Below are 20551 nucleotides of genomic sequence, written 5' to 3' on the forward strand. Positions count from 1 at the left end.
TGCTCTAATGCACGCCAAGAAGCGGGGGTACCGTGGCCTGGTGGCCACGGTTGAGACAGTCCCTTGGAACCTGATCCGGCTCATACCGGCGTAGGGAAGCTTTGCAGTGCAGCCGTGCCCGGACTCCGCCCAAGGACCGTCCGCGCGCGGCAGCAGTGCGCCGCCGCTTCGTCCCTGACCTTTCTGGACGATGCCCGATGAACGCACAGCTCTCCGCCCTGCAGCAACAGGCCCAGCAACTCTCCGAATCCGTGACCCGGCCGATTCCCGGTTCGCGCAAGATTCACGTGCCCGGCTCGCGCCCGGACCTGCTGGTGCCGATGCGCGAGATCGCGCTGACCCGCACGCCGACGCTGTTCGGTGGCGAAGAAAATGCACCGGTCACCGTCTATGACACGTCGGGCCCGTACACCGATCCGGAGGTGCGCATCGATCTGTCGGCCGGCCTGCCGGCGCTGCGGCGCGGTTGGGTGGAGGAACGTGGTGATACCGAGCAGCTCGACGGCCTGAGCTCGTCGTTCGGCCGCGACCGCGAGCATGACCCTAAGCTTGATGCGGTGCGCTTCCCCGCGCGCAGCCTGCCACGCCGTGCGCGCGCAGGTGCCAACGTCACCCAGATGCACTACGCGCGCCGCGGCATCATCACGCCGGAGATGGAGTTCGTCGCCATCCGCGAAAACCAGCGGCTGGACGCGATCCGCGATGCCGGCCTGCTGCAGCAGCACCCGGGCGAAGCGTTTGGTGCCTCGATCCAGAAGATCATCACCCCGGAGTTCGTGCGCGATGAGATCGCACGCGGCCGCGCTGTGCTGCCCAACAACATCAACCACCCGGAAAGCGAGCCGATGATCATCGGCCGCAACTTCCTGACCAAGATCAACGCCAACATCGGCAACAGCGCGGTGTCCTCGGGCATCGCCGAGGAAGTGGAGAAGCTGGTGTGGGCGATCCGCTGGGGTGGTGACACAGTGATGGACCTGTCCACCGGCAAGCACATCCACGAAACCCGCGAGTGGATCATCCGCAATTCGCCGGTGGCGATCGGCACGGTGCCGATCTACCAGGCGCTGGAAAAGGTCGACGGCCGAGCCGAAGCACTCACCTGGGAGATCTTCCGTGACACGCTGATCGAGCAGGCCGAGCAGGGCGTGGACTACTTCACCATCCACGCCGGGGTGCTGCTGCGCTACGTGCCGCTCACTGCCAAGCGTGTTACCGGCATCGTCAGCCGTGGTGGCTCGATCATGGCCAAGTGGTGCCTGGCGCATCACAAGGAGAACTTCCTCTACACGCACTTCGAAGACATCTGCGAAATCATGAAGGCCTACGATGTGACCTTCTCGCTGGGTGATGGGCTGCGCCCGGGCTGCATCGCCGATGCCAACGACGCCGCGCAGTTCGGTGAGCTGGAGACACTGGGTGAACTGACGAAGATCGCCTGGAAGCATGACGTGCAGACCATGATCGAAGGCCCCGGCCATGTGCCGATGCAGTTGATCAAGGAGAACATGGACAAGCAGCTGCGCGAGTGTGGTGAAGCGCCGTTCTATACGCTGGGCCCGCTGACCACCGATATCGCACCCGGCTACGACCACATCACCAGCGCGATCGGCGCGGCGATGATCGGCTGGTTCGGTACCGCCATGCTCTGCTACGTGACGCCGAAGGAGCATCTGGGCCTGCCCAACCGCCAGGATGTGCGCGACGGCATCATGGCCTATCGCATCGCCGCGCATGCGGCCGATCTGGCCAAGGGCCATCCGGGCGCGCAGGTGCGCGACAACGCGTTGAGCAAGGCGCGTTTCGAATTCCGCTGGGAAGACCAGTTCCACCTTGGCCTGGATCCTGAGAAGGCCAAGGAATTCCACGACGAGACGCTGCCCAAGGACGCGCACAAGCTGGCCCACTTCTGCTCGATGTGCGGTCCGCACTTCTGCTCGATGAAGATCACCCAGGACGTGCGCGAGTACGCAGAGTCGGGCATGAAGGAAAAGTCGGAGGCGTTCCGCGCCGCGGGTGCCGAGGTCTACCACCAGAGCTGATCCCGAGCGGGTAGCGCCCGGCCATGCCAGGCGACGCGGTGGTCCAGGAAAGCCGCCGGGCATGGTCCGGCGCTACCGGAGCCTCACATCCGTCCCGGTTATCCTCCGCCCATCACCCCGGGGAAGGGACGCCATGCCTGTTGCCTTGACTACCCGCTGGCTGGCCATCGCCCGCCGCATTCCGTCCGCCTGGCTGCTGGGCGCACAACTGCTGGCGGTGCTGTTGTATCCGGCGCTGGATGACACCGCCAGTGGCCGTGCGGCACTGGGCATGTTCGGCATGGCGGTGCTCGGCCTGGCGTTGTGGGTGGTGCAGCGCAGTCCGCTGGGCACCTGGTTGGCGCTGCTGTTGGCGATCCCTGCAGTGGTGTTCTCGCTGGCTGGCGCGCTGCTGGACCGTAGCGCCCTGCTGACCACCGCACAGTTGCTGGAGAGCCTGCTGTACTTCTACACGGCCGGTGCGTTGATCGCCTACATGCTCCAGGACCATAAGGTCACACGCGATGAACTGTTCGCAGCCGGTGCAACGTTCACGTTGCTGGCCTGGGCATTCGCCTTTGCTTTTTCTGTGTGCCAGCAGTGGTATCCGGGCAGTTTCCAGGGCACGGGCGGGGGTGCGCAGCGCACTTGGATGGAGTTGCTTTATCTGAGCTTCAGCTTGCTGTCAGGGGTGGGCTTGAGCGACGTCGTGCCGCTGCATCCACAGGCACGCGCATTGGTCATGCTGGAGCAGTTTTCCGGCGTGATGTACGTGGCTTTGGTGGTTTCGCGACTGGTCGGATTGACCATGCTGAGGCGCGTTTGAAAATGAACGCCAGATAAAAATTTCGCGCCCAAAAGGGCGCGAATGGTGTTGCGAATTATGTGAATGCGTCGGCGAGAGAGAGCCTGATGTCGACCACGCGATAGGCGAGGTAACCGGCATAGGCTAGTATTCGCGCGCTTCATTGTTTTTGCGGTATGCGCCGATGCTTTGTGCGGAGTCTGGCTTTTCGCTGTTCCCAGGACGGGACGGTATCGAAGGCGAACACTGCCCGGGACCTGTCTCCACTGTGTAGCGGAAAATGAACAGCAGCGAATTCCAGCCCCCCGGATTCGATCGGATCCGGATAGGAGAGTGCACCGTCACTCTGTCCTCGCGCGAAGTCGAGGTCGTCGGTGCGCGTCGCCCGCGCCGGCTGACGCCGAAGGCGTTGGGCGTGCTGCGCGCGTTGCTGCGGCAGCCGGGTCGTGTCGTCACCCGCGATGAACTGTTTGCCGAAGTGTGGCCGGACACGCTGCCGACCAACGATGTGCTGACCCAGGCCGTCACGCAGCTGCGCAAGGCCTTCAGCAACGACGACGACAATGGTCAGGCCTATATCGAGACCATCGCCAAGACCGGCTATCGCCTGCTGGTGCCCGTGCAGGTGCTGGACGATGTCGAGCCGGTCTCATCGCTGATGCCCGATGACGAGCCCGTGGAAGTGCAGCCAGCCACTGCGGCGATTGCCGTGGTGCCTGCGCATGTGCAGGAGAAACGTCGCCGTTGGCGTCATGTCCGTCGTCGCGTGCTGCTGCTAGTGGGTGTGGTGATGCTGGTTGCGTTGCTGGTATTGACCGCGCTGCTGCTTCGCCGGGCACCGGCCAGCAGTTCGGCGGTGGACGCCGCCGTGGAGAACGGCACGCGAGTGATTGGCAGTCCAGAACGACCCTATCGGCTGATCACTGCGACCAGCGGCTTTGAAACCTATCCCACGCTCTCACCTGATGGCTCGCTGGTGGCCTATGAAGGCGCCAACGAAGATGGCACTGGCGGTGGCGCGATCAAGGTGCAGACCTCCGGCAACGCACCGGCACGGCAGCTCCTGGTGCCACCGGCCGGCGCGGTCGATCGTTTCCCGAACTGGTCGCCGGATGGGCGCGAGATCGCCTTCGCGCGCTTTTCTGCCGATGGTGGCTGCCAGGTGCTGGTCGCCAGCGCCACCGGCGGTGCAGTGCGCCAGGCCACGCGTTGCGATGGCACCGAGCTGCTCAGTTTCGACTGGACCCCCGATGGCCGCGGGTTGGTGTTTGGCAGTATGGTCGGGCGCTACGCACATCGCGGCATCCGAGTGCTGGATCTGGCCAGCGGCCAGTGGCGCGCGCTGGAATACAGCGTCGACCAGGATGACTTTGACTACGCACCGCGCTATTCGCCCGACGGACAGTGGCTGGTGTTCGTGCGCAATCCGCAGTTGGGTGATCTGTGGCGCATGCCGGCCAGTGGTGGTGTGCCCGAACAATTGACCAACGAAGCGGCCGAGCTGCGTGGCTGGGCCTGGCTGGACGATGGCCGCACCATCGTGTTTGGTCGCCGCGTCGACAGCGAAGCGCGGCTTTACTACCTGGATGTCGAGCGACATACGCTGCGTGATGCCGGTCTGGATGATGCACAGTGGCCGGCAGTGTCGCGCCGCGGTGGCATGCTGGCCTTCGTTCACCGGCGCGCTCAGTTCGGCGTGTTCAAGGTGCCGATGCAGGGCAATGGCGCGCCTGAGCGCCTGTTTGCTTCCAGTGGCCGCGATGGGCAGCCGATGGCCGCGCCGGATGGGCGGCAGCTGGTTTTCACCTCCGATCGCTCCGGCAGCTTCGCGCTGTGGTGGGCGGACATGCAGCGCCCTGATTCGCTGCGACCCATTGAAGGGCTGCGGCCGGAAGCGCGGCAGGCGCCGGACTGGTCGGCCGACAGTCGGCAGTTGCTGGTGGTCGGCCGCGACCAGCATGGACGGACCGTGGTCTATGAAATCGCCCCGCGTGATGAACGCCTGCACCCTTTGCCGGTCCCGGCCGAGCAGCCCCTGCAGGCCTTGTATGGAGCCACGCCGGAACAACTGCTGGTGGTCGAGCGCGATACCGACCAGCGCACCCGGCTGAGCCTGTTCGATCGCAGTGTGCAGCCATGGCGCCTGCTGGCCAGCATCGATGGTGTTTCGCAGGCGCGATTCGACCGCAACAGTGGCCGGGTGTTGTTCACGCGGTTGGCCGCTGGCGGGCTGTGGTCGGTGGACGCGGCGCTGTCGCCAGCCAGCGTGCAGCAGATCAGTGATGACCGGCCCAGCCGTTGGCGATACCGGGCCTGGACCGTGGCCGGCAACAGCAGCATCGGTTACCTGGGCACATCGACCAGCTGTGGCACGACTCTGGTGCGGATCCAGGTCGGTCGCGAGGAACCGGAGCGCTGCCTGGACGCAGAACGGCTCAGTGCCGGCAACGGGCTCAGCGCCAGTACCGATGGACGTGACCTGTTCGTGGCGATGGCGGTCAGCGATGGTGCCGACATCGGTGTGATGCGGTTGCCTGAACGCCCGCCCGCGCTGTTCCCGGCTTTCTCCAAGTTGCTGTTGTTCAAGGGAAATGGGCCTTCGTAATTTTTTCGTCGGGACCTCGCCGCGAATTCGTGGCGATCTCGTCGGACTTTCCTGACGCGGTGCCGCCTGATTTGGCAAAACGGAGTCCTGTACTAGGCAAATCCGTGGTGCCCCCATGCGTCAACTCTCGCTGGCCGATCGCGGCCAAACCGTCTCCCTGGATCGCTCGCTCGACGATGTCGCCCCGACCTGCCTCGGTGTGGCACGGCTGGGCAGCCTGCAGACCGCTGGCAGCAGCTTCACTGTCTGGATGCAGGTACGTGGCAGTTCCTGGGTGGAAGCCAAGGAAGGGCGTTTCCGCCTGCGCCAGGGCGAGTGGATCGCCTTCGAGAAGGAATCGCGTCCACTGGTGCAGGCAGGTCGCAACGGGTTGTGCATTGGCCTGAACCTGACCGTCGAAGCCCTTCGCGTGCTGACCGAGATGGCCGACTGCGGACTGTATGCCGGTCGTGGCCGGATGAACCGCGGCGACGCCCGTGTTGCCCTGCGGCTGTGGCGCGATGCGCTGGCCAGCGGCCAGCCGGCCCAGGCGCTGCGCCCGCTGCTGCTGCACCTGGCGGGCCTGCAGCGCGGACTGGCCGACAACGTGCAGCGCTGCCCGGGCCGCTCGCGCAGCCGCAAGCGCCAGGTGTTCGGCCGCATGCAGCGCGCCCGCCTGTACCTGGAAGGCAACAGCCACCGGGTGGTGCGCATCGGCGAGCTGGCCGAGCTGACCAATTTCTCCAGCTGGTACCTGTCCAAGACCTTCCAGAGCCTGTACGAGGAAAGCCCGCAGTCGCTGTCGGCGCGGCTGCGCCTGGAGCGGGCCGCCGATCTGCTGCGCGACACCGACATGATGGTCGGTGAGGTCGCTGCGGCCAGTGGTTTCGACAACTGCTGCAGCTTCGCGCGTGCGTTCCGCGCCCGCTACGGCCAGTCGGCTTCGCGCTTCAGGGAGAACGGCGGCTTGCTCCCGCCACATTCTGCAAAGTCTCCGGTTGGTTCGCGCAAATACAGCGCTGCAACGCAATCGTAACGTGCTGGGGTGTTTTAACACGCTGCTAACACGTACCTTGGAGAGATTGATGAACGTTCGTAATCCCGCAGTGCGGTTCGGCTTGCTGCCGGCCGGCATCGCGCTGGCGCTGGCGCCGGCCTTTGCTTCGGCTCAGGAAGCAAAGGGCACCACCGACCTGGACCGCATTTCGGTCACCGGCTCGCGTATCCGCGGCGCTGCCGTTGAAACCCAGCAGCCGATCCTGACGATGACCCGTGAGTCCCTGGAAAAGCAGGGCTTCTCGAGCGTCGCTGACGTGCTGAACAACCTGACCTCGGCTGGCTCCCCGGCCATCTCGCGTTCGGAATCGCTGGCTTCCGGCGAGAACGTGGGCGGCTACTACGTCGACATCCGCAACCTGGGCGCCGAGCGCACCCTCGTGCTGATGAACGGCAAGCGCCTGGGCGCCTCCACCTCGGGCCTGCAGGACCTGAGCCAGATCCCGATGTCGGCCATCGAGCGCATCGAGATCCTGAAGGATGGTGCCTCTTCGATCTACGGTTCCGACGCCATCGCCGGCGTGGTCAACGTGATCACCCGCAAGAACTTCGACGGCGGCGAAGCCAACGTCTACGTCGGTCAGTACGGCAAGGGTGACGGCGACACCGAAACCTATTCGATGACCTTGGGTGCCCGTGGCGAGCGCGGCAGCCTGACCTTGTCGGCCGAGTACTCCAAGCAGGATCCGGTGTGGGCCAAGGACCGTTGGTACAGCCGCGACGGTGCGCTGGGTCCGAACTCGACCTCCGCTGACTGGAGCCCGATCAGCCAGAACAGCAGCTGGTGCAATCCGCGCCTGTACGACTGCTCCAAGGCGAGCGCGGTGTGGCAGACCCTGAACCCGGGTGGCAATCCGAAGAACCCGAACGACTACCACGCGATCACCGAAGACGAGTTTGCAAACTCGAACGAGCAGATGACCCTGCTGACCGGTGTGAAGCGCAAGTCGGTCTACATCAACGGCACCTACGACTTCACCGATTCGATCAGCCTGAACACCGACGTGCTCTACAACGAGCGTCAGACGTTCCAGCAGATCGCCGGTTATCCGTACCAGTCCTCTTCGAAGTCCATCAACACCCCGCTCTCGGGTGCAAGCGCTTTCAATCCGCTGGGCCAGGACGTCAGCTTCCGTCGCCGCCTGTGGGAAGTGCCGCGTACCACTGACAGCCAGCTGAAGACCCTGCGCTTCGCACCGACCATCACCGGCTTCTTCGAGCTCGGCGGCAAGACCTTTGATTGGGATGTCGGCGCGCTGTGGAACCGCAACGAGTCGATCAAGAGCAATCGCGGTGACATGAGCCTGATCGGCTCGCGTCAGGCGCTGGGCCCGTCGTTCATCGATGCCAGCGGCGTCGCTCGCTGCGGCACCGCTGCCGCCCCGATCCTGGGTGACTGCCGCCCGTGGAACCCGCTGCTGCCGTACGGCGTTGATGGTCAGGGTTCGCTGGCGAACCAGGAGCTGCAGGACTTCCTGTTCCCGACCTTCACCACCCGTGGCGTGACCAAGACCACCAGCTTCAGCGCCAACCTGTCGGGTTCCATCGTGACCCTGCCGGCCGGTGACCTGGGCTTCGCCCTGGGTGTCGAGCACCGCAAGGAAGAAGGCAGCTACGTGCCGGACGCCTTCGCACAGTCGGGCCAGTCCACCGGCCTGGGCCAGAAGCCGACCCGCGGCCAGTACGATCTGAACGAGGTCTACCTCGAACTGAACGTGCCGCTGCTGGCCGACATGGCCTTTGCCAAAGAGCTGACCCTGAACGTGGCCAGCCGCTACTCGGACTACAGCAACTTCGGTGGCACCACCAACAGCAAGTTCGGCCTGACCTGGCGTCCGCTGGATGAACTGCTGGTTCGCGGCACCTACGCCCAGGGCTTCCGTGCTCCGACCATCAATGACCTGTACGGTGGCCTGAGCTCGAGCTTCGAGTCGTACATCGATCCGTGCGGCGTCAAGGCACCGGGTAGCGTTGCAGGAAATGCTGCGTGCTCCGGCGCGGGCGTGCCGGCGAACTACGTGCAGCTTGGCCAGGGTGGCAAGGAATGTTCGACTCTGCCGTGCCAGTCGGGTGACCAGTTCATCTCGGGTGCCAACCCGAACCTGAAGCCGGAAACCTCCAAGAGCACCACCTTCGGCGTGGTGTGGAGCCCGCGTTGGGTGCAGGGCCTGGACCTGTCGCTGGATTGGTACAAGTACGAAATCAGCGACATGATCATCGCTGACAGCGTCGACCGCATCCTGCGTGACTGCTATGTGCTGGGCAACTCTGCCCGTTGCGGCAACGTGACCCGTGCAGCTGATGGGCATGTGAGCGGCGTCACCTATGGCACCGCCAACCTCGGCAAGATGAAGACCGAAGGTTACGACCTGGGCATCAAGTACCGCCTGCCGGAACTGGCGATCGGCCAGTTCGCCATCGACTGGACCACCAGCTACACCGCCAAGTACGACGAGCAGGGCCAGAACAGCGACGGTAACAACATCATGATCGGCCGCGTTGGCGAGCCGGGCCTGTTCCGCGTCCGTTCGAACCTGGGTGTCAACTGGCAGTACGGCGACTTCGGCGTGAACTACACCGCTCGCTACTACTCTGGCATGAAGGAAAGCTGCATCTCCCTGGCTGATGGCTGGTGCGATGCTCCGAACCACATGGCCAACGGCGAGAGCGATCCGCTGCGTCACACCGGTTCCAACACCTTCCACGACCTGCAGGTCAGCTGGAAGGCGCCGTGGGATGCGACCATCGCCCTGGGCGCGAACAATGTGTTCGACCACAAGGGTGCGCTGCAGTACTCGGCTCCGAACTCGGCGTTCGCCTACTACGGTGGCTTCGACGTGGGTCGCTTCCTGTACATGAAGTACACCCAGCGCTTCTGATAGTTCGAAGTGCGACAGCAGTAACAGGAGGGCGGATCGCAAGGTCCGCCCTTCTTCATTTCCGAATGTGGGGTAGGGAAAATCTGAATCTACCCAGACGGTGAGCGCAATCACCGTCTTGTATTGACGCAATCAGCACAGTCTGTCTGTCCACTACCGGACATTGGAGATGGAAATGAAGACAACGCTCTTGCACAAGGTGTCGGCAGCCGTTCTCATCTACGCAACCCTGGCAAGTACAGCCTTCGCTGCAAACATCATCGTCTGTCGTGGCGGTGTTTACTGCGAACAGATCCGGTTGCAGTGCATCGCCGAAGGGAACTCGGCTGCCATGTGCGAGCACCAATGGCGCCAGTGCGTGCTTGACGCCTGTCCACAGCGCTGATGAAAAAAGGGCGCGTCGTCAGGCGCGCCCCTTGAGTTTCCCTGCGACGCAGGGACGAGCTCAGGCCTCGCCGGGTACCAGTCCCATCAACGCATTGGCATGCTCGCGCCACTGCGGCAGCTTGTTGAGTACGCCCGCGCGCTGCAGGTAGTCCTCGTCCACCGGGTCGCCATTGACCAGTGCCAGCGCCACATGCACCGCGCCGGTCACCCAGAAGCTGCGGGTGCTGGCACGCTGTGGCTGCAGATGGAACGCCACCGCTTCGATGATCGGCATCGGCAGTCCCCACAGGCCCAGCAGGTAGGCGCCGGCTTCGGCGTGGCCTGGGCGCGCGTCGCCAGCCAGCGACGGCTCGGTGCGCTCGTTGCGTACACCCGGCAGCAGCAGGCCGATATCGGCCAGCAGCGCGGCGGTTGCGCCCAGTTCGGCACTGGATTCGGGCAGCAGGCGTGCGGCAAGCCGCGATGCGAGCAGGGCACGTTGCTGCAGCGAGTTGCGTTCGGCCGTGGACAACGTCGGTGCCGAGAACACTTCGCTGGCCAGTACCAGGTCGCGCAGCGTCGACAGGCCGAGGCGTGTCACCGCCGTGCGCAGGTCGGCAATGGTGCGGCCCTGGCTGAAGAACGCCGAGTTCGAAAGCTGCAGCACCTTGGCGGCAATCGCGGGATCGGCGGCAACCAGCTTGGCCACGTCGGCGCTGTCGGCATCGTCGTCGTGTTCCAGCGCCTGGGTCAGGCTCAGGTACAGGTGCGGCGGCGACGGCAGCTTCTCGATGCGGCCGATGGCACCGCGCAGACGGGGGCTGTCCAGTACCTCGCGCAGCTCTTCCAGGCTGGTCAGTGCCTCCAGCAGCACTTCCGGCGCCAGCGGCAGTGGCAGGAAGCGGTGGGCGACACCGATCAGGCGCGCCGGCGGCGGACGGTTGCCATGCTGGGCATCCACCAGTGCGATACGGATGGTTTCCGGGCGCAGCGTCCGGATCTGGCCGAGCAGCGTGGTTGCATTGAGGTCCGGCAACTGCGGACAGACAATCACCGCATCCACGCCCTGCGTAGCCACCGCGGTCATCGCGGTCTGGCCATCGGTGGCGGTCAGCGGCTGCCAGTCTTCCCCAAGATCGGCAATGAATTCGGTCAGCTCGGCCGGCAGGCTGGCTGCATCCCCAACAAGCAGAATACGCACGACACATTCCCCTGGCTGTCTCGACGATGGATGTCGACGACGTGTGAAGTGACGCAATTTACCTAATACGGCGGCACGTGTGATGTGCCGCAGTCATGAAACGTGACCCGCATCGCTCCGACGGCCTGCGCCGGAGCGATCCGGTTCAGGCTCAGGCCTTGCTGTCGAGATGGCGCTGGTGCGCCTCGATCAGGATCTGCTTGGCCTCAGCGGCGCCGCCCCAACCGTCCAGCTTGACCCACTTGCCCTTCTCCAGGTCCTTGTAGTGCTCGAAGAAGTGGCCGATGCGCTCCAGCCAGTGGCTGGACACCTGGGCGATGTCTTCCACGTGGGCGTAGCCGCTGAAGATCTTCGAGACCGGCACAGCCAGGATCTTCTCGTCGCTGCCTGCCTCATCGCTCATCTTCAGCACGCCGACCGGACGGCAGCGCACCACCGAGCCCGGCACCAGCGGCAGCGGCAGCACCACCAGCACGTCGGCCGGATCGCCATCGCCGCACAGGGTGCTCGGCACGTAGCCGTAGTTGCAGGGGTAGCGCATCGGGGTGGACAGGATGCGGTCGACGAAGATCGCGCCGGTTTCCTTGTCCACTTCGTACTTCACCGGCTCCGAGTCCTTCGGGATCTCGATGATGACGTTGATTTCTTCCGGCGGGTTCTTGCCGGGCGAGACGAGTTCCAGACCCATGGTCGTGCTCCAGGTGGGGATATAGACGGATAGCCCCCCATTTTATGCCTTTGCCGGGCGCTGTGCAGGGGAGGGTGCCGACAGTACGGCACGGCGGGCGCCCACACGTGCTGGTGGGGTTGCCCGATGGGGACGTCGGGACGCCGGGTGCAGGCTGGAACCCTCATCCCAAGGAGCTCCCGCATGAACGCATCTGCCCTGTCGATCGGCCTGACCTGCGCGCTGCTGATGGTGTCGCCGGTACAGGCGTTTCCCTATGTCGATCTGATCGACTACCCGCACCAGGAGGCCAACTGGGACCGCTTCTTCGCCCTGGAAGGCCGGTTGCAGCATGGTTTCGACGCCATCTGTGGCGACACCTTCTGCGAGGGCGAGTACAGCGACATCCGTGCCCTGCGCCTGCGCTGCTCGGTCGATGCGGTGCGTGGCACGGTGCACGAGTGCCTCTGGGCATTTGCCGCCAGTGACCTGGCCGTATCGCGGAATGACGGTGCGATCGTGGCCCGGCAGCCGACCTGGCTGTGCCGGCTGCCGCTCATGCCGGGCACGGCGGTGGAGGCCTTCCATGCCGCCCTGACGGCTCGCAATCCGCTGCACGATCCGCTGCCAGGCACGTCGCAAAGCGCCTACGACGGATTGACCGAGTGCATTCACTGATGAGAACGTGACTGATTCGTATTTGCGGAGTAGCATGCGCGGCGCCTTCCGTCTGTCCTCCCGGCCTCGCGCATGTCCTCCAATGCCGCCACCCTCACCGAACTGCTGATCCGCGAGCGGCCGGCACTGCTGCGCCGGGTGCAGCGCATCCTGGGGGGCGACAACGGCGCCGAAGACGTGATCCAGGCGGTGTGGTTCAAGGCGCGTGGGGTCGACGACAGCCAGGCCATAGACAACCCACGGGCCTATCTGTACCGGCTGGCCGCCAACCTGGCCACTGACCACGGCCGCGAATCGACCCGCCGCAACCGCCTGCTCGCAGACCATTACCTGTGGGGGCCGGACGAGGTGATCTCGACCGAAGAGCAGGCGATGGCACAGGACGAACTGCAGCGGGTGCTGGATGCCGCAGGCCACCTGCCGGAGCCGACCCGCACCATTTTCCGGCTCAACCGCCTGCAGGGCCTGACCCAGGCCGAGATCGCACGCCGCCTCGGCGTGTCGGTGACCACTGTCGAAAACCACGTGCGCTCCGCGCTGCAACGCCTGGCCTGGGCGCGCAGCGGCCGATGATCGCCCCGGCTTGGGGCAGGCCTTCGCTGAAACGTCTTGATTACTGGACCGTGCATGCGGTCTAGTTCCTCTGCCCGCGCTTGAATGCGCCTCTCTGCCAGCCGATGAGCCCGCCGAACACGCTGCCCGCCGCCAACGACGATGCCCTGGCCGAACAGGCCCGGGGCTGGATCGCGTGGTTGGCGTCGGGCGACATCAGTGATGCCCGCATGCGCGACTTCGAGTGCTGGCTGGCACTGCCGGGGCATCGCCGTGCCTTCGAGCACGAGCGTGTGCTGTGGCGCAGTGCCGGGCCGCGTCCGCCACAGGCCGCGACGATCGTGCGGCGCCGGCCGCAGCGCCTGCGGTGGGCGATGGCCGCCGCTGCTGCGCTGGCGATGCTGGTGGTGTGGCCGGAAGCCTGGCTGCGTGCGCAGGCCGACCATCGAAGCACGCATGTCGTACAGAACGTGCAGCTGCCCGATGGCAGTCGCGCGGTGCTGGATGCCGACAGCGCGATCGCCGTGCGCTTCGATGCGAATGCGCGCCAGATCGAGCTGCTGCGTGGCCGCGCCTGGTTCGAGGTCAGTCCGGACGCGCAGCGGCGTTTCAGCGTGCGCGCCGGCAATGGCGTGGTTGAGGACATCTCCACCGCGTTCACCGTTGCGCGCGGCGATGACCGGGTGGAAACCCAGGTCGGGCAGGGCAGGGTGCGTGTGGCCAGCCCGGCCGACGGTGGCTGGACCTACCTGCAGGTGGGGCAGCGTGCGGTCTATGGCGAGCGCAGTGGCGTGACGCGGCTCGATGACGTGGCCGCTGACAGTGTCGGCGCCTGGCGGCAGGGTGAGCTGTTGCTGGAGCAGGCCAGCGTCGCCGACGCGGTGCGAGGGGTGGGGCGCTATCGTGCCGGCCCGACCTTCGTACGCGGTGATCTGTCGCGGTTGCCGGCGGTCAGTGCGGCGCTGCGCATCGATCGCCCGGAACAGGCGCTGGACGCGCTGGCGGCAACAGCGGGGCTGCAGGTCACCCGCCTGCCGCTCGGGATCGCCATCGTCCACCCGTAGATCCTCGCCATTGCCCGTGTGCCGACCAACGGTAGGCACCCACCGCGACAACCCGGGATACACCTTCAACTGCAAATCCCTCTTGGGGTTGTCGCCACCCTATCCGTCTTACTCCGCGAACGTACCCGCCGCCGCCACGTACGTCGCCGTGTCCGCGCCTGCCGCGGATGACGCCGCGCCTGCGGCTCCGATTACCTGACAGGTTCCCCCATGTTCGACTCCCATCGTCCGGGCCGCGTGCTGCGCCCGTCCCGCCTGTGCATCGCGTTGCTGGCTGCCGGCCTCGCCAGCGCCGCACCATCGTCCGTATTGGCGCAGGACGCCGCCAGCGGCCATGCGGCCATGCAGCGTTTCGACATTCCCGCGCAGCCGCTGGATGAAGCGCTGCGCAGCTACATGCGCCAGTCCGGCGTGCAGGTGGTGTATCCGGCTACGCTGGCCCAGGGCGTGAGCTCGCACGCGGTCAGTGGCAACCTGTCTTCCGATGAGGCCCTGGCCCGCCTGCTGCAGGGCAGTGGCCTGGCGGTGCGCCGGGTCGGCGCCGATGCAGTCACCCTGGAGGCGGCATCCCCAGCGCAGGCCGACAGCGGCGTGATCGTCACCGACACGCTGAGCGTGGCCGGCGACCGCGTCGACAGTGGCGCGGCCAGCGACGAGGCGCGGCTGCTCGACAGCTACCGCAGCGTGGGCTCCACCACCACGCTCAATCGCACGCATCTGGAGCGCTTCCGCGGCACCTCCAACGGCGACATCGTCAAGGGCGTGGCCGGCGTCACCGCCGGTGATCCGCGCGTGGGCAACGGTTTCGACGTCAACATCCGTGGTATCCAGGGCCAGGGCCGCGTGCCGGTGATCATCGATGGCGGCCAGTCCAGCATGGATACCTATCGCGGCTATGCCGGCCAGTCACAGCGCAGCTACCTCGACCCGGACCTGATCTCCAGCCTGACCATCACCAAGGGCCCGAGCCTGCAGGCCAACGCCTCCGGTGGCATCGGCGGCGTGGTCGAGATGGAAACGCTGAAGATCGGCGACGTGCTGCGCGAAGGCCATGATTTCGGCGTGCGCGTGCGTGGTGGCCTGGCCAACGCCAGTGCCAACAACCTGCCTTCCTACAGTGCCGCGCCGCGCAGCGATCGCAGTGCCACCGGCAGCCAGTTCTTCAACGTCGCCGCGGCTGGTCATTGGGATCGTTTCGATCTGGTCGCCGCCTATGCCTACCGCGACAACGGCAACTACTTCTCCGGCAAGCATGGCTACGACGATTTCCCGCAGACCCGGCGCACGCTGGCACCGCTGAATCCGCCGCGTACCGAGGTCTTCAATACCTCGGCGCGCTCGAAGTCGGCGCTGCTCAAGGGCACCTGGCGCATCGACGATGCACAGACGCTGGAAGCAGGCTATCGCCGCTACGAAGGCACCGCCGGCGAGATCATGGCGTCGCAGATCATCCGTGTGGATCGCGACCGCATCCCGCAGTGGGATCCGGGCCACGTTGACATGGACAGCTACACCCTGCGTTACCGCTTCAACCCGGACAGCGAGCTGATCGACCTGCGCGTCAATGCCGCCTACACCGACACCGACAGCGTGATGTACAACAGCCTCACCGGCATCACCCCGTGGTACTTCGATCGCCGTACCGAGTGGTACGACGCGCCCAGTTTCAGTGGCGACCCCGGCTACAAGGATGCCTACCGCAATCCGCTGCGACAGAAGCGCTTCGGCCTGGATGCCAGCAATACCTCGAAGTTCGACACTCGTGCCGGTGCGTTCACCCTCGACTACGGCCTATCCTACAGCGACGAAGACATCGCGCCGGGCAGTTCGGGGCCGATCATGCACGACGATCTGATCAACAACCGTTTCCTGCGCAACGCCGAGCGCAAGGAATACAGTGCCGTGGCCTCGCTGAAGTGGCAGCCCGATGAGCATTGGGAACTGCTGGCCGGCGGCCGCTGGAACCGGGTGGACGTGCAGGACCGCAACCGCTTGGCCACGCCCGATGCCTATGAGGTGCAGGGCCAGTACCGCTACACCGAACTGCTCAACGGCAACCCGGCGCTGCCGTCGTGGCGTGCCAAGCGCATCGCGCTGCTGAACTGGTATCCGGATGCCAACGGCAACTTCACCCAGGCATCGCTGCTGGCTTCACCGTACAAGAAGGGTACGGTGGGCGACATCGGTGGCTGGAACTTTTACGACGCCGGCAAGGCGCAGGAGCTGGAGGTGCCGGTCAGCTGGACCTGGTCGCAACCGATCCGCCGTCGTGACACCGCGTTCTCGCCGACCGCCAGCGTGGCCTACCGCTTCAGCGAAGACACCATGGTCTACGTGAAGTACGCCGAAGGCACCAAGCTGCCGAGCCTGTTCGAGACCACGCTGGGCCTGTTCACCGCCGCCAAGCCGGTCGGCGAGCTGAAGCCGGAGCGTGCGCGCAGCTGGGAAATCGGTGCCAGTACCATCCGCTACGATCTATTCACTGCCGGCGACCGCCTGGCACTGAAGCTGGCCTACTTCGATACCCGCATCGACGATCTGATCACCCGCGACTACCGCACGCTGTCGGCCGGCCTGATCCGCAACGTCGATCAGTTCAAGGTCTCGGGCATGGAGTTCCAGTCCAGCTATGACAGCGGCAAGGTGTTTGCTGATCTGTCCGCGCACTACTACTTCAAGGCCAAGACCTGCGCACCGGACATCGCCGCCGAGCGCCGTGCCTATGGTGCGCAGCGCAAGAACGATGAGCTGGCTAATACGCCCAACTGCGTGGACGGCGGCTTCGAGGGCTCGTATACCAACACCCAGAACCCGCCGCGCTACATGGTCAACCTGACCCTGGGCTCGCGCCTGTTCGACGAACGCCTGACCTTCGGTACCCGCGTGGTCCACAACGCCGGCCCGATCAGCAAGCTGGACAAGGACTGGAACGTGGGCCTGTCGGCGATCCAGCAGCTGTACCGGCCGACTACCCTGGTCGACCTGTTCGCCAGCTGGAGCTTCAACGACCAGCTGTCGGTGGAAGCGGGCGTGGACAACGTCACCGACCGCTACTACCTGGATCCGCTGGCGCTGGGCGTGATGCCGGCCCCGGGCCGTACCGCGAGGCTGGCGCTGACCTGGAAGTACTGATCGGTCGCGGATGAGTGGTGGGGTCGGATCCCTTTCCTGCGGAAAGGGCTCTGCCCCCATCGGGCCCCGACCGCCCTCGGTGGTGCGGACCTTGGTCCGCACCGCTTCTGCCGTGCAATCGCCAGCGCCGGGCCATGCCCGGCGTCTGCTTACAGCCCGGTGGCAGCCTTCACTGCATCTTCGTGCAGCGACTCGTTCAACTCATCCACCACGGTGCTCCACGCCGCGTCGGCCTGCAGCGATTCGGACAGGAACTGGCGCTGGGCGTCGTTCCAGTAGGTCGCCTCGGCCACCTCCACATCGGTGGCCAGCTGGTGCTCGCGGATGAAGCGGGCGATGCCCTCGGCGCTGGCGTCCAGGCCCAGCTGCAGGAACAGGTTGGTCATGCGCGGTTCGGTGGTGATCATCATCGGTTCCGGGTGGAAGAAGGGACTGGCCCATTATCGGTGCACATGGGCTTGGGGAAAGCCCCGTGGCGAACGTCTACAGCAGGACGACCCCCTTGGCATTCCCCCATGAACGCACACATCGCCCCTGAAGACAGCCGCAGCCTGCGGCTCAAGGCCGCCACCCGCGACAGCCACGGCGCTTTGGACAAACGCATCATGGCCGGCGACATCTTCGCTGACCGCGGCAACTTTGCCCGTTTCCTGCGCGTGCAGTACCGCTTCCACCGCAGCATCGATGCGCTGTATGCCAACCCTGCGCTGGACGCACTGCTGCCCGACCTCGGTGAGCGCCGCCGCCTTACACAGGTAGCACGCGACCTGCAGGACCTGGAGCAGAGCCTGCCGGGCGCCGACATCGCCGCGTTGCCGTCCGATCTGGAGCTGCCCGCTGCATTGGGGTGGCTGTATGTGGCCGAGGGCTCCAACCTGGGCGGCACCGTGCTGTACAAGATGGCTGCCAAGCTCGGTCTGGACCGCGACTTCGGCGCCCGTCACCTGGCCGCGCACCCGGATGGCGCGGCGCGCCACTGGCGTGAGTTCACCGCTGCGCTGGATGCGGTGCCGCTGAGCGCCGAGCAGGAGCAGCAGGTGATCGATGCGGCGGACGCCGCCTTCCGCAGCGTGCACGGCCACGTTGAAGTGGAATTCGCCTGATGGACACCTTCTGCGTGCAGGCGCACGGCTGATGCGCTGGCTCTGGTTCGCGCTGGGCTGGGTGATGGTCGGGCTCGGGGTGATCGGCGCGCTGCTGCCGGTGATGCCGACCACCATCTTCCTGATCCTGGCAGTGGGCTGCTTCGCACGCAGTTCACCGAAGTTCGAGCAGCGCCTGCTGGCGCATCCGCGTTATGGCCCGTCGCTGCGTCTGTGGCGCGAGCAGGGCGCGGTATCGCACAAGGGCAAGGCGTTTGCCAGCGCCGGCATGGCGGTGGGCTTCGCCCTGTTCTGCTGGGGCGCGCACCCGTCGTGGCGGCTGCTGCTGGGCGTGGGCCTGTTCTTCGCGGTCAGCGCCGGCTACGTGCTCACCCGCCCGGCACCGCGGCTGGAGCCCAATCCGGTCGTGGAAGTGGACGACGCCAATGATCCGCGCACGGCACGCCGCCGTGCAGCGACCCCTGATGCTGATGGAAAACGAGACGATGCTGCCTGCTGACCTGGCCCCCGTGGCTGCCCCTGCACTGACGCCCTGGGGCATGTATCTGGCCGCCGACGTGGTGGTGAAGACAGTGATGATCGCGCTCGCGCTGGCATCGCTGGCCACCTGGACCGTCCTGTTGGCCAAGGGCTGGGAGCTGGCCCGCCAGGCACGGCAGCTGCGGGCGGCGCGCGCGCTGTTGCTGCAGGCGCCGAGCCTGCCCGGCGAGAGCGCCGACGCCAGTGTTCAACAGGGCACCGCATTCGCCATGCTGGACGCAGCGCGCACCGAATTGCGCCTGTCGCAGGAACTGGATAGTCGCGACGGCATCAAGGAACGCATTGCCTCGCGCCTGGACCGCATCGAACTGGAGACCGCGCGCATGCAGCGACGCGGCATCGGCGTGCTGGCCAGCATCGGCGCGGTGGCGCCGTTCGTCGGCCTGTTCGGCACGGTGTGGGGCATCATGAACAGTTTCATCGGCATCGCGCACAGCAACACCACCAACCTGGCGGTGGTTGCACCCGGTATTGCCGAGGCCTTGCTGGCGACCGCGCTGGGCCTGGTCGCAGCGATTCCCGCAGTACTGGTCTACAACCATTTCAGCCGCGTGCTGGCCGGCCTGCGTGGCCTGCTCGGCGATCTGTCGGCGGCGGTGCAGCAGCTGGTGTCGCGTGACCTCGATCGTGCCGTTCCGCGTAACGCAGCGGCGCCGCTGCGTGCCCTGCACTGAGGCGCGACGATGGCGATCAGGACCGCGTCCGACCGTGACGACGCGCCGGAAGAAGCGCACGAGATCAACGTCACGCCCTTCATCGACGTGATGCTGGTGCTGCTGATCATTTTCATGGTGGCTGCACCGCTGGCCACCGTATCGGTTCCGGTGCAGCTGCCGGCCAGCAGTGCCAGTGCCACGCCGCTGGAACAGGCGCCGGTGTATGTGACCGTGCAGGCTGATCTGTCGCTGCGCGTTGGCGAACAGGCCGTCGCGCGCGACGGGCTGGCGGCTGCATTGCAGGTGGCCACTCACAGTGACACCGAGCAGCGCATCTTCCTGCGCGCCGATACCCGTGTGCCCTACGGCGAACTGATGGCGACGCTGGATGCATTGCGTGCGGCGGGTTACCTGAAGGTGGCGCTGGTCGGCCTGGAGCAGGGCACGCGATGAGTGGACTGCGGCGCTGGGCGACCAGCCTGGCGATCGTGCTGCTGGTGCATGCGCTGTTGATCGGCGCGGCCTGCTGGTGGGCGGCGCGCGCACCGGTGCTGGCTGCGACGGCCCCACCTGCCGCGCTGATGCTGGAACTGGCGCCGATGGCACAGGCACCGCCGGTGCCGCCGCGCGAGGTCGCCACCGGGCCACTGCAGCAGCAACAGCAGCGGCAGGCGCCGAAACCGGCCCTGCGTGAGCTGCCGAAGGCGCCGGTGCAGCCGCAGGGCGACCTGCCACCGGCGCGTACACCGGAGCCGACGCCGTCGCCGGACAGCGCTGACGCCAACGTCGCGCAGACCAGCGCACCGCCGCAGGTGGCGGCCGACGCGGCCGCACGCTACGCCGCGCCGCAGACCACGGCCGGCGAACGCAGTCGCGCCGAGGCAACCTGGGAAGGGCGCCTGCTAGGGCATCTGCAGAAGCACCGGCGCTATCCGCGCCAGGCCGAGCGGCTGCGCCAGCAGGGCGTGGTCTATGTGCGCTTCGCAGTGGCCCGCGATGGCACGGTTTCCAGCCTGAAACTGGGCCGCAGCAGTGGCTTCGAACTGCTCGACCAGGAGACGCTGGACACCGTGCGGCGCGCCAGCCCGTTGCCGGTGCCGCCGGCCGAAGTGGCCGGCGACCCGGTGGAAGTGATGGTGCCGGTGTCGTTCTTCCTGCGCGGGCGGTGACCTTGTAGAGTCGATCCGATGCTCGGCTGTTCTCCGATCCCGCGAGCCCGTTGAGCCGAGCATGGGCTCGGCTCTACA

18 protein-coding genes and 1 riboswitch are annotated in these 20551 nt (G+C 66.0%); of the genes, 15 read left to right on the top strand and 3 right to left on the bottom strand.

Annotation, left to right across the window (positions count from 1 at the left end):
• Positions 1–13 precede the first annotated feature (13 nt).
• Positions 14–115: riboswitch (TPP riboswitch) on the top strand.
• A gap of 82 nt (positions 116–197) precedes the next feature.
• From thiC to AC13GA_RS14505, 6 genes are all read left to right on the top strand, one after another.
• Positions 198–2042 carry a phosphomethylpyrimidine synthase ThiC gene (thiC, locus tag AC13GA_RS14480; RefSeq protein ID WP_046983048.1) on the top strand — a complete coding sequence of 615 codons (1845 nt, stop codon included), beginning with the start codon at positions 198–200 and terminating at the stop codon, positions 2040–2042.
• 133 nt (positions 2043–2175) lie between these two features.
• The gene (locus AC13GA_RS14485; RefSeq protein WP_136639586.1) at positions 2176–2847 is read left to right on the top strand and encodes an ion channel; all 672 of its coding nucleotides are present in this window, start codon (positions 2176–2178) and stop codon (positions 2845–2847) included.
• A gap of 259 nt (positions 2848–3106) precedes the next feature.
• A complete protein-coding gene (locus AC13GA_RS14490) occupies positions 3107–5431 on the top strand; it encodes a winged helix-turn-helix domain-containing protein (RefSeq protein ID WP_046983047.1) in 2325 nt (774 codons plus the stop codon).
• A gap of 115 nt (positions 5432–5546) precedes the next feature.
• On the top strand, positions 5547–6446 hold the full coding sequence (locus AC13GA_RS14495; protein ID WP_046983046.1) for a helix-turn-helix transcriptional regulator: 900 nt from the start codon (positions 5547–5549) through the stop codon (positions 6444–6446).
• Between the two features lie 49 nt (positions 6447–6495).
• Positions 6496–9345: a TonB-dependent receptor plug domain-containing protein gene (locus AC13GA_RS14500; protein WP_253078754.1), complete on the top strand. Its 2850-nt coding sequence runs from the start codon at positions 6496–6498 to the stop codon at positions 9343–9345.
• 175 nt (positions 9346–9520) lie between these two features.
• A complete protein-coding gene (locus AC13GA_RS14505) occupies positions 9521–9730 on the top strand; it encodes a hypothetical protein (RefSeq protein WP_295376882.1) in 210 nt (69 codons plus the stop codon).
• 60 nt (positions 9731–9790) lie between these two features.
• Here the strand turns inward: AC13GA_RS14505 and AC13GA_RS14510 are convergent, their stop codons facing one another.
• Together AC13GA_RS14510 and ppa are read right to left on the bottom strand one after the other, a co-directional pair.
• Positions 9791–10912, bottom strand: a complete 1122-nt coding sequence (locus tag AC13GA_RS14510) for an HDOD domain-containing protein (protein WP_295376885.1) — start codon at positions 10910–10912, stop codon at positions 9791–9793.
• Positions 10913–11063: 151 nt separating this feature from the next.
• Positions 11064–11600, bottom strand: coding sequence for an inorganic diphosphatase (gene ppa / locus AC13GA_RS14515; RefSeq protein ID WP_005410935.1), 537 nt, complete (start codon positions 11598–11600; stop codon positions 11064–11066).
• Between the two features lie 183 nt (positions 11601–11783).
• On the opposite strand from ppa, the gene AC13GA_RS14520 reads away from it, so the two are divergent.
• The 4 genes from AC13GA_RS14520 (at position 11784) to AC13GA_RS14535 (ending at position 17005) form a co-directional block, all read left to right on the top strand.
• A complete protein-coding gene (locus AC13GA_RS14520) occupies positions 11784–12257 on the top strand; it encodes a hypothetical protein (RefSeq protein ID WP_482998402.1) in 474 nt (157 codons plus the stop codon).
• A gap of 72 nt (positions 12258–12329) precedes the next feature.
• Complete coding sequence (locus tag AC13GA_RS14525; RefSeq protein WP_046983041.1) at positions 12330–12830, top strand: RNA polymerase sigma factor; 501 nt, start codon at positions 12330–12332, stop codon at positions 12828–12830.
• A gap of 104 nt (positions 12831–12934) precedes the next feature.
• A complete protein-coding gene (locus tag AC13GA_RS14530; protein ID WP_337302164.1) occupies positions 12935–13873 on the top strand; it encodes a FecR family protein in 939 nt (312 codons plus the stop codon).
• 210 nt (positions 13874–14083) lie between these two features.
• A complete protein-coding gene (locus AC13GA_RS14535; RefSeq protein ID WP_482998403.1) occupies positions 14084–17005 on the top strand; it encodes a TonB-dependent receptor in 2922 nt (973 codons plus the stop codon).
• Between the two features lie 149 nt (positions 17006–17154).
• Here the strand turns inward: AC13GA_RS14535 and AC13GA_RS14540 are convergent, their stop codons facing one another.
• Positions 17155–17412, bottom strand: coding sequence for a DUF2789 domain-containing protein (locus tag AC13GA_RS14540; RefSeq protein ID WP_046983051.1), 258 nt, complete (start codon positions 17410–17412; stop codon positions 17155–17157).
• A 108-nt stretch (positions 17413–17520) separates the two neighbouring features.
• On the opposite strand from AC13GA_RS14540, the gene AC13GA_RS14545 reads away from it, so the two are divergent.
• The 5 genes from AC13GA_RS14545 to AC13GA_RS14565 are packed head-to-tail and all read left to right on the top strand — an operon-like array spanning position 17521 to position 20473.
• Positions 17521–18108, top strand: coding sequence for a biliverdin-producing heme oxygenase (locus AC13GA_RS14545; RefSeq protein WP_253078748.1), 588 nt, complete (start codon positions 17521–17523; stop codon positions 18106–18108).
• Between the two features lie 31 nt (positions 18109–18139).
• Complete coding sequence (locus tag AC13GA_RS14550) at positions 18140–18607, top strand: YbaN family protein (RefSeq protein WP_482998404.1); 468 nt, start codon at positions 18140–18142, stop codon at positions 18605–18607.
• Positions 18594–19322 (top strand): tonB-system energizer ExbB, encoded by a 729-nt coding sequence (gene exbB / locus AC13GA_RS14555; RefSeq protein WP_482998405.1) that lies wholly within the window; start codon positions 18594–18596, stop codon positions 19320–19322. The genes AC13GA_RS14550 and exbB overlap by 14 nt, the downstream gene beginning before the upstream one ends.
• A 9-nt stretch (positions 19323–19331) precedes the next feature.
• Positions 19332–19757, top strand: a complete 426-nt coding sequence (gene exbD / locus AC13GA_RS14560; protein WP_046983035.1) for a TonB system transport protein ExbD — start codon at positions 19332–19334, stop codon at positions 19755–19757.
• Positions 19754–20473, top strand: a complete 720-nt coding sequence (locus AC13GA_RS14565; RefSeq protein WP_482998406.1) for an energy transducer TonB — start codon at positions 19754–19756, stop codon at positions 20471–20473. Before exbD ends, AC13GA_RS14565 begins: the two co-directional genes overlap by 4 nt.
• The last annotated feature ends 78 nt before the right edge of the window (positions 20474–20551 follow it).

Source organism: Stenotrophomonas sp. 22DLJC03, from assembly GCF_056861405.1.

Excerpts from the sequence above, each read along its gene's own strand:
- thiC (WP_046983048.1), top strand. The coding sequence starts at position 198 with ATGAACGCACAGCTCTCCGCCCTGCAGCAACAGGCCCAGCAACTCTCC.
- AC13GA_RS14485 (WP_136639586.1), top strand. The coding sequence starts at position 2,176 with ATGCCTGTTGCCTTGACTACCCGCTGGCTGGCCATCGCCCGCCGCATT.
- AC13GA_RS14490 (WP_046983047.1), top strand. The coding sequence starts at position 3,107 with ATGAACAGCAGCGAATTCCAGCCCCCCGGATTCGATCGGATCCGGATA.
- AC13GA_RS14495 (WP_046983046.1), top strand. The coding sequence starts at position 5,547 with ATGCGTCAACTCTCGCTGGCCGATCGCGGCCAAACCGTCTCCCTGGAT.
- AC13GA_RS14500 (WP_253078754.1), top strand. The coding sequence starts at position 6,496 with ATGAACGTTCGTAATCCCGCAGTGCGGTTCGGCTTGCTGCCGGCCGGC.
- AC13GA_RS14505 (WP_295376882.1), top strand. The coding sequence starts at position 9,521 with ATGAAGACAACGCTCTTGCACAAGGTGTCGGCAGCCGTTCTCATCTAC.
- ppa (WP_005410935.1), bottom strand. The coding sequence starts at position 11,600 with ATGGGTCTGGAACTCGTCTCGCCCGGCAAGAACCCGCCGGAAGAAATC.
- AC13GA_RS14520 (WP_482998402.1), top strand. The coding sequence starts at position 11,784 with ATGAACGCATCTGCCCTGTCGATCGGCCTGACCTGCGCGCTGCTGATG.
- AC13GA_RS14525 (WP_046983041.1), top strand. The coding sequence starts at position 12,330 with ATGTCCTCCAATGCCGCCACCCTCACCGAACTGCTGATCCGCGAGCGG.
- AC13GA_RS14530 (WP_337302164.1), top strand. The coding sequence starts at position 12,935 with ATGAGCCCGCCGAACACGCTGCCCGCCGCCAACGACGATGCCCTGGCC.
- AC13GA_RS14535 (WP_482998403.1), top strand. The coding sequence starts at position 14,084 with ATGTTCGACTCCCATCGTCCGGGCCGCGTGCTGCGCCCGTCCCGCCTG.
- AC13GA_RS14540 (WP_046983051.1), bottom strand. The coding sequence starts at position 17,412 with ATGATCACCACCGAACCGCGCATGACCAACCTGTTCCTGCAGCTGGGC.
- AC13GA_RS14545 (WP_253078748.1), top strand. The coding sequence starts at position 17,521 with ATGAACGCACACATCGCCCCTGAAGACAGCCGCAGCCTGCGGCTCAAG.
- AC13GA_RS14550 (WP_482998404.1), top strand. The coding sequence starts at position 18,140 with ATGCGCTGGCTCTGGTTCGCGCTGGGCTGGGTGATGGTCGGGCTCGGG.
- exbB (WP_482998405.1), top strand. The coding sequence starts at position 18,594 with ATGCTGCCTGCTGACCTGGCCCCCGTGGCTGCCCCTGCACTGACGCCC.
- exbD (WP_046983035.1), top strand. The coding sequence starts at position 19,332 with ATGGCGATCAGGACCGCGTCCGACCGTGACGACGCGCCGGAAGAAGCG.
- AC13GA_RS14565 (WP_482998406.1), top strand. The coding sequence starts at position 19,754 with ATGAGTGGACTGCGGCGCTGGGCGACCAGCCTGGCGATCGTGCTGCTG.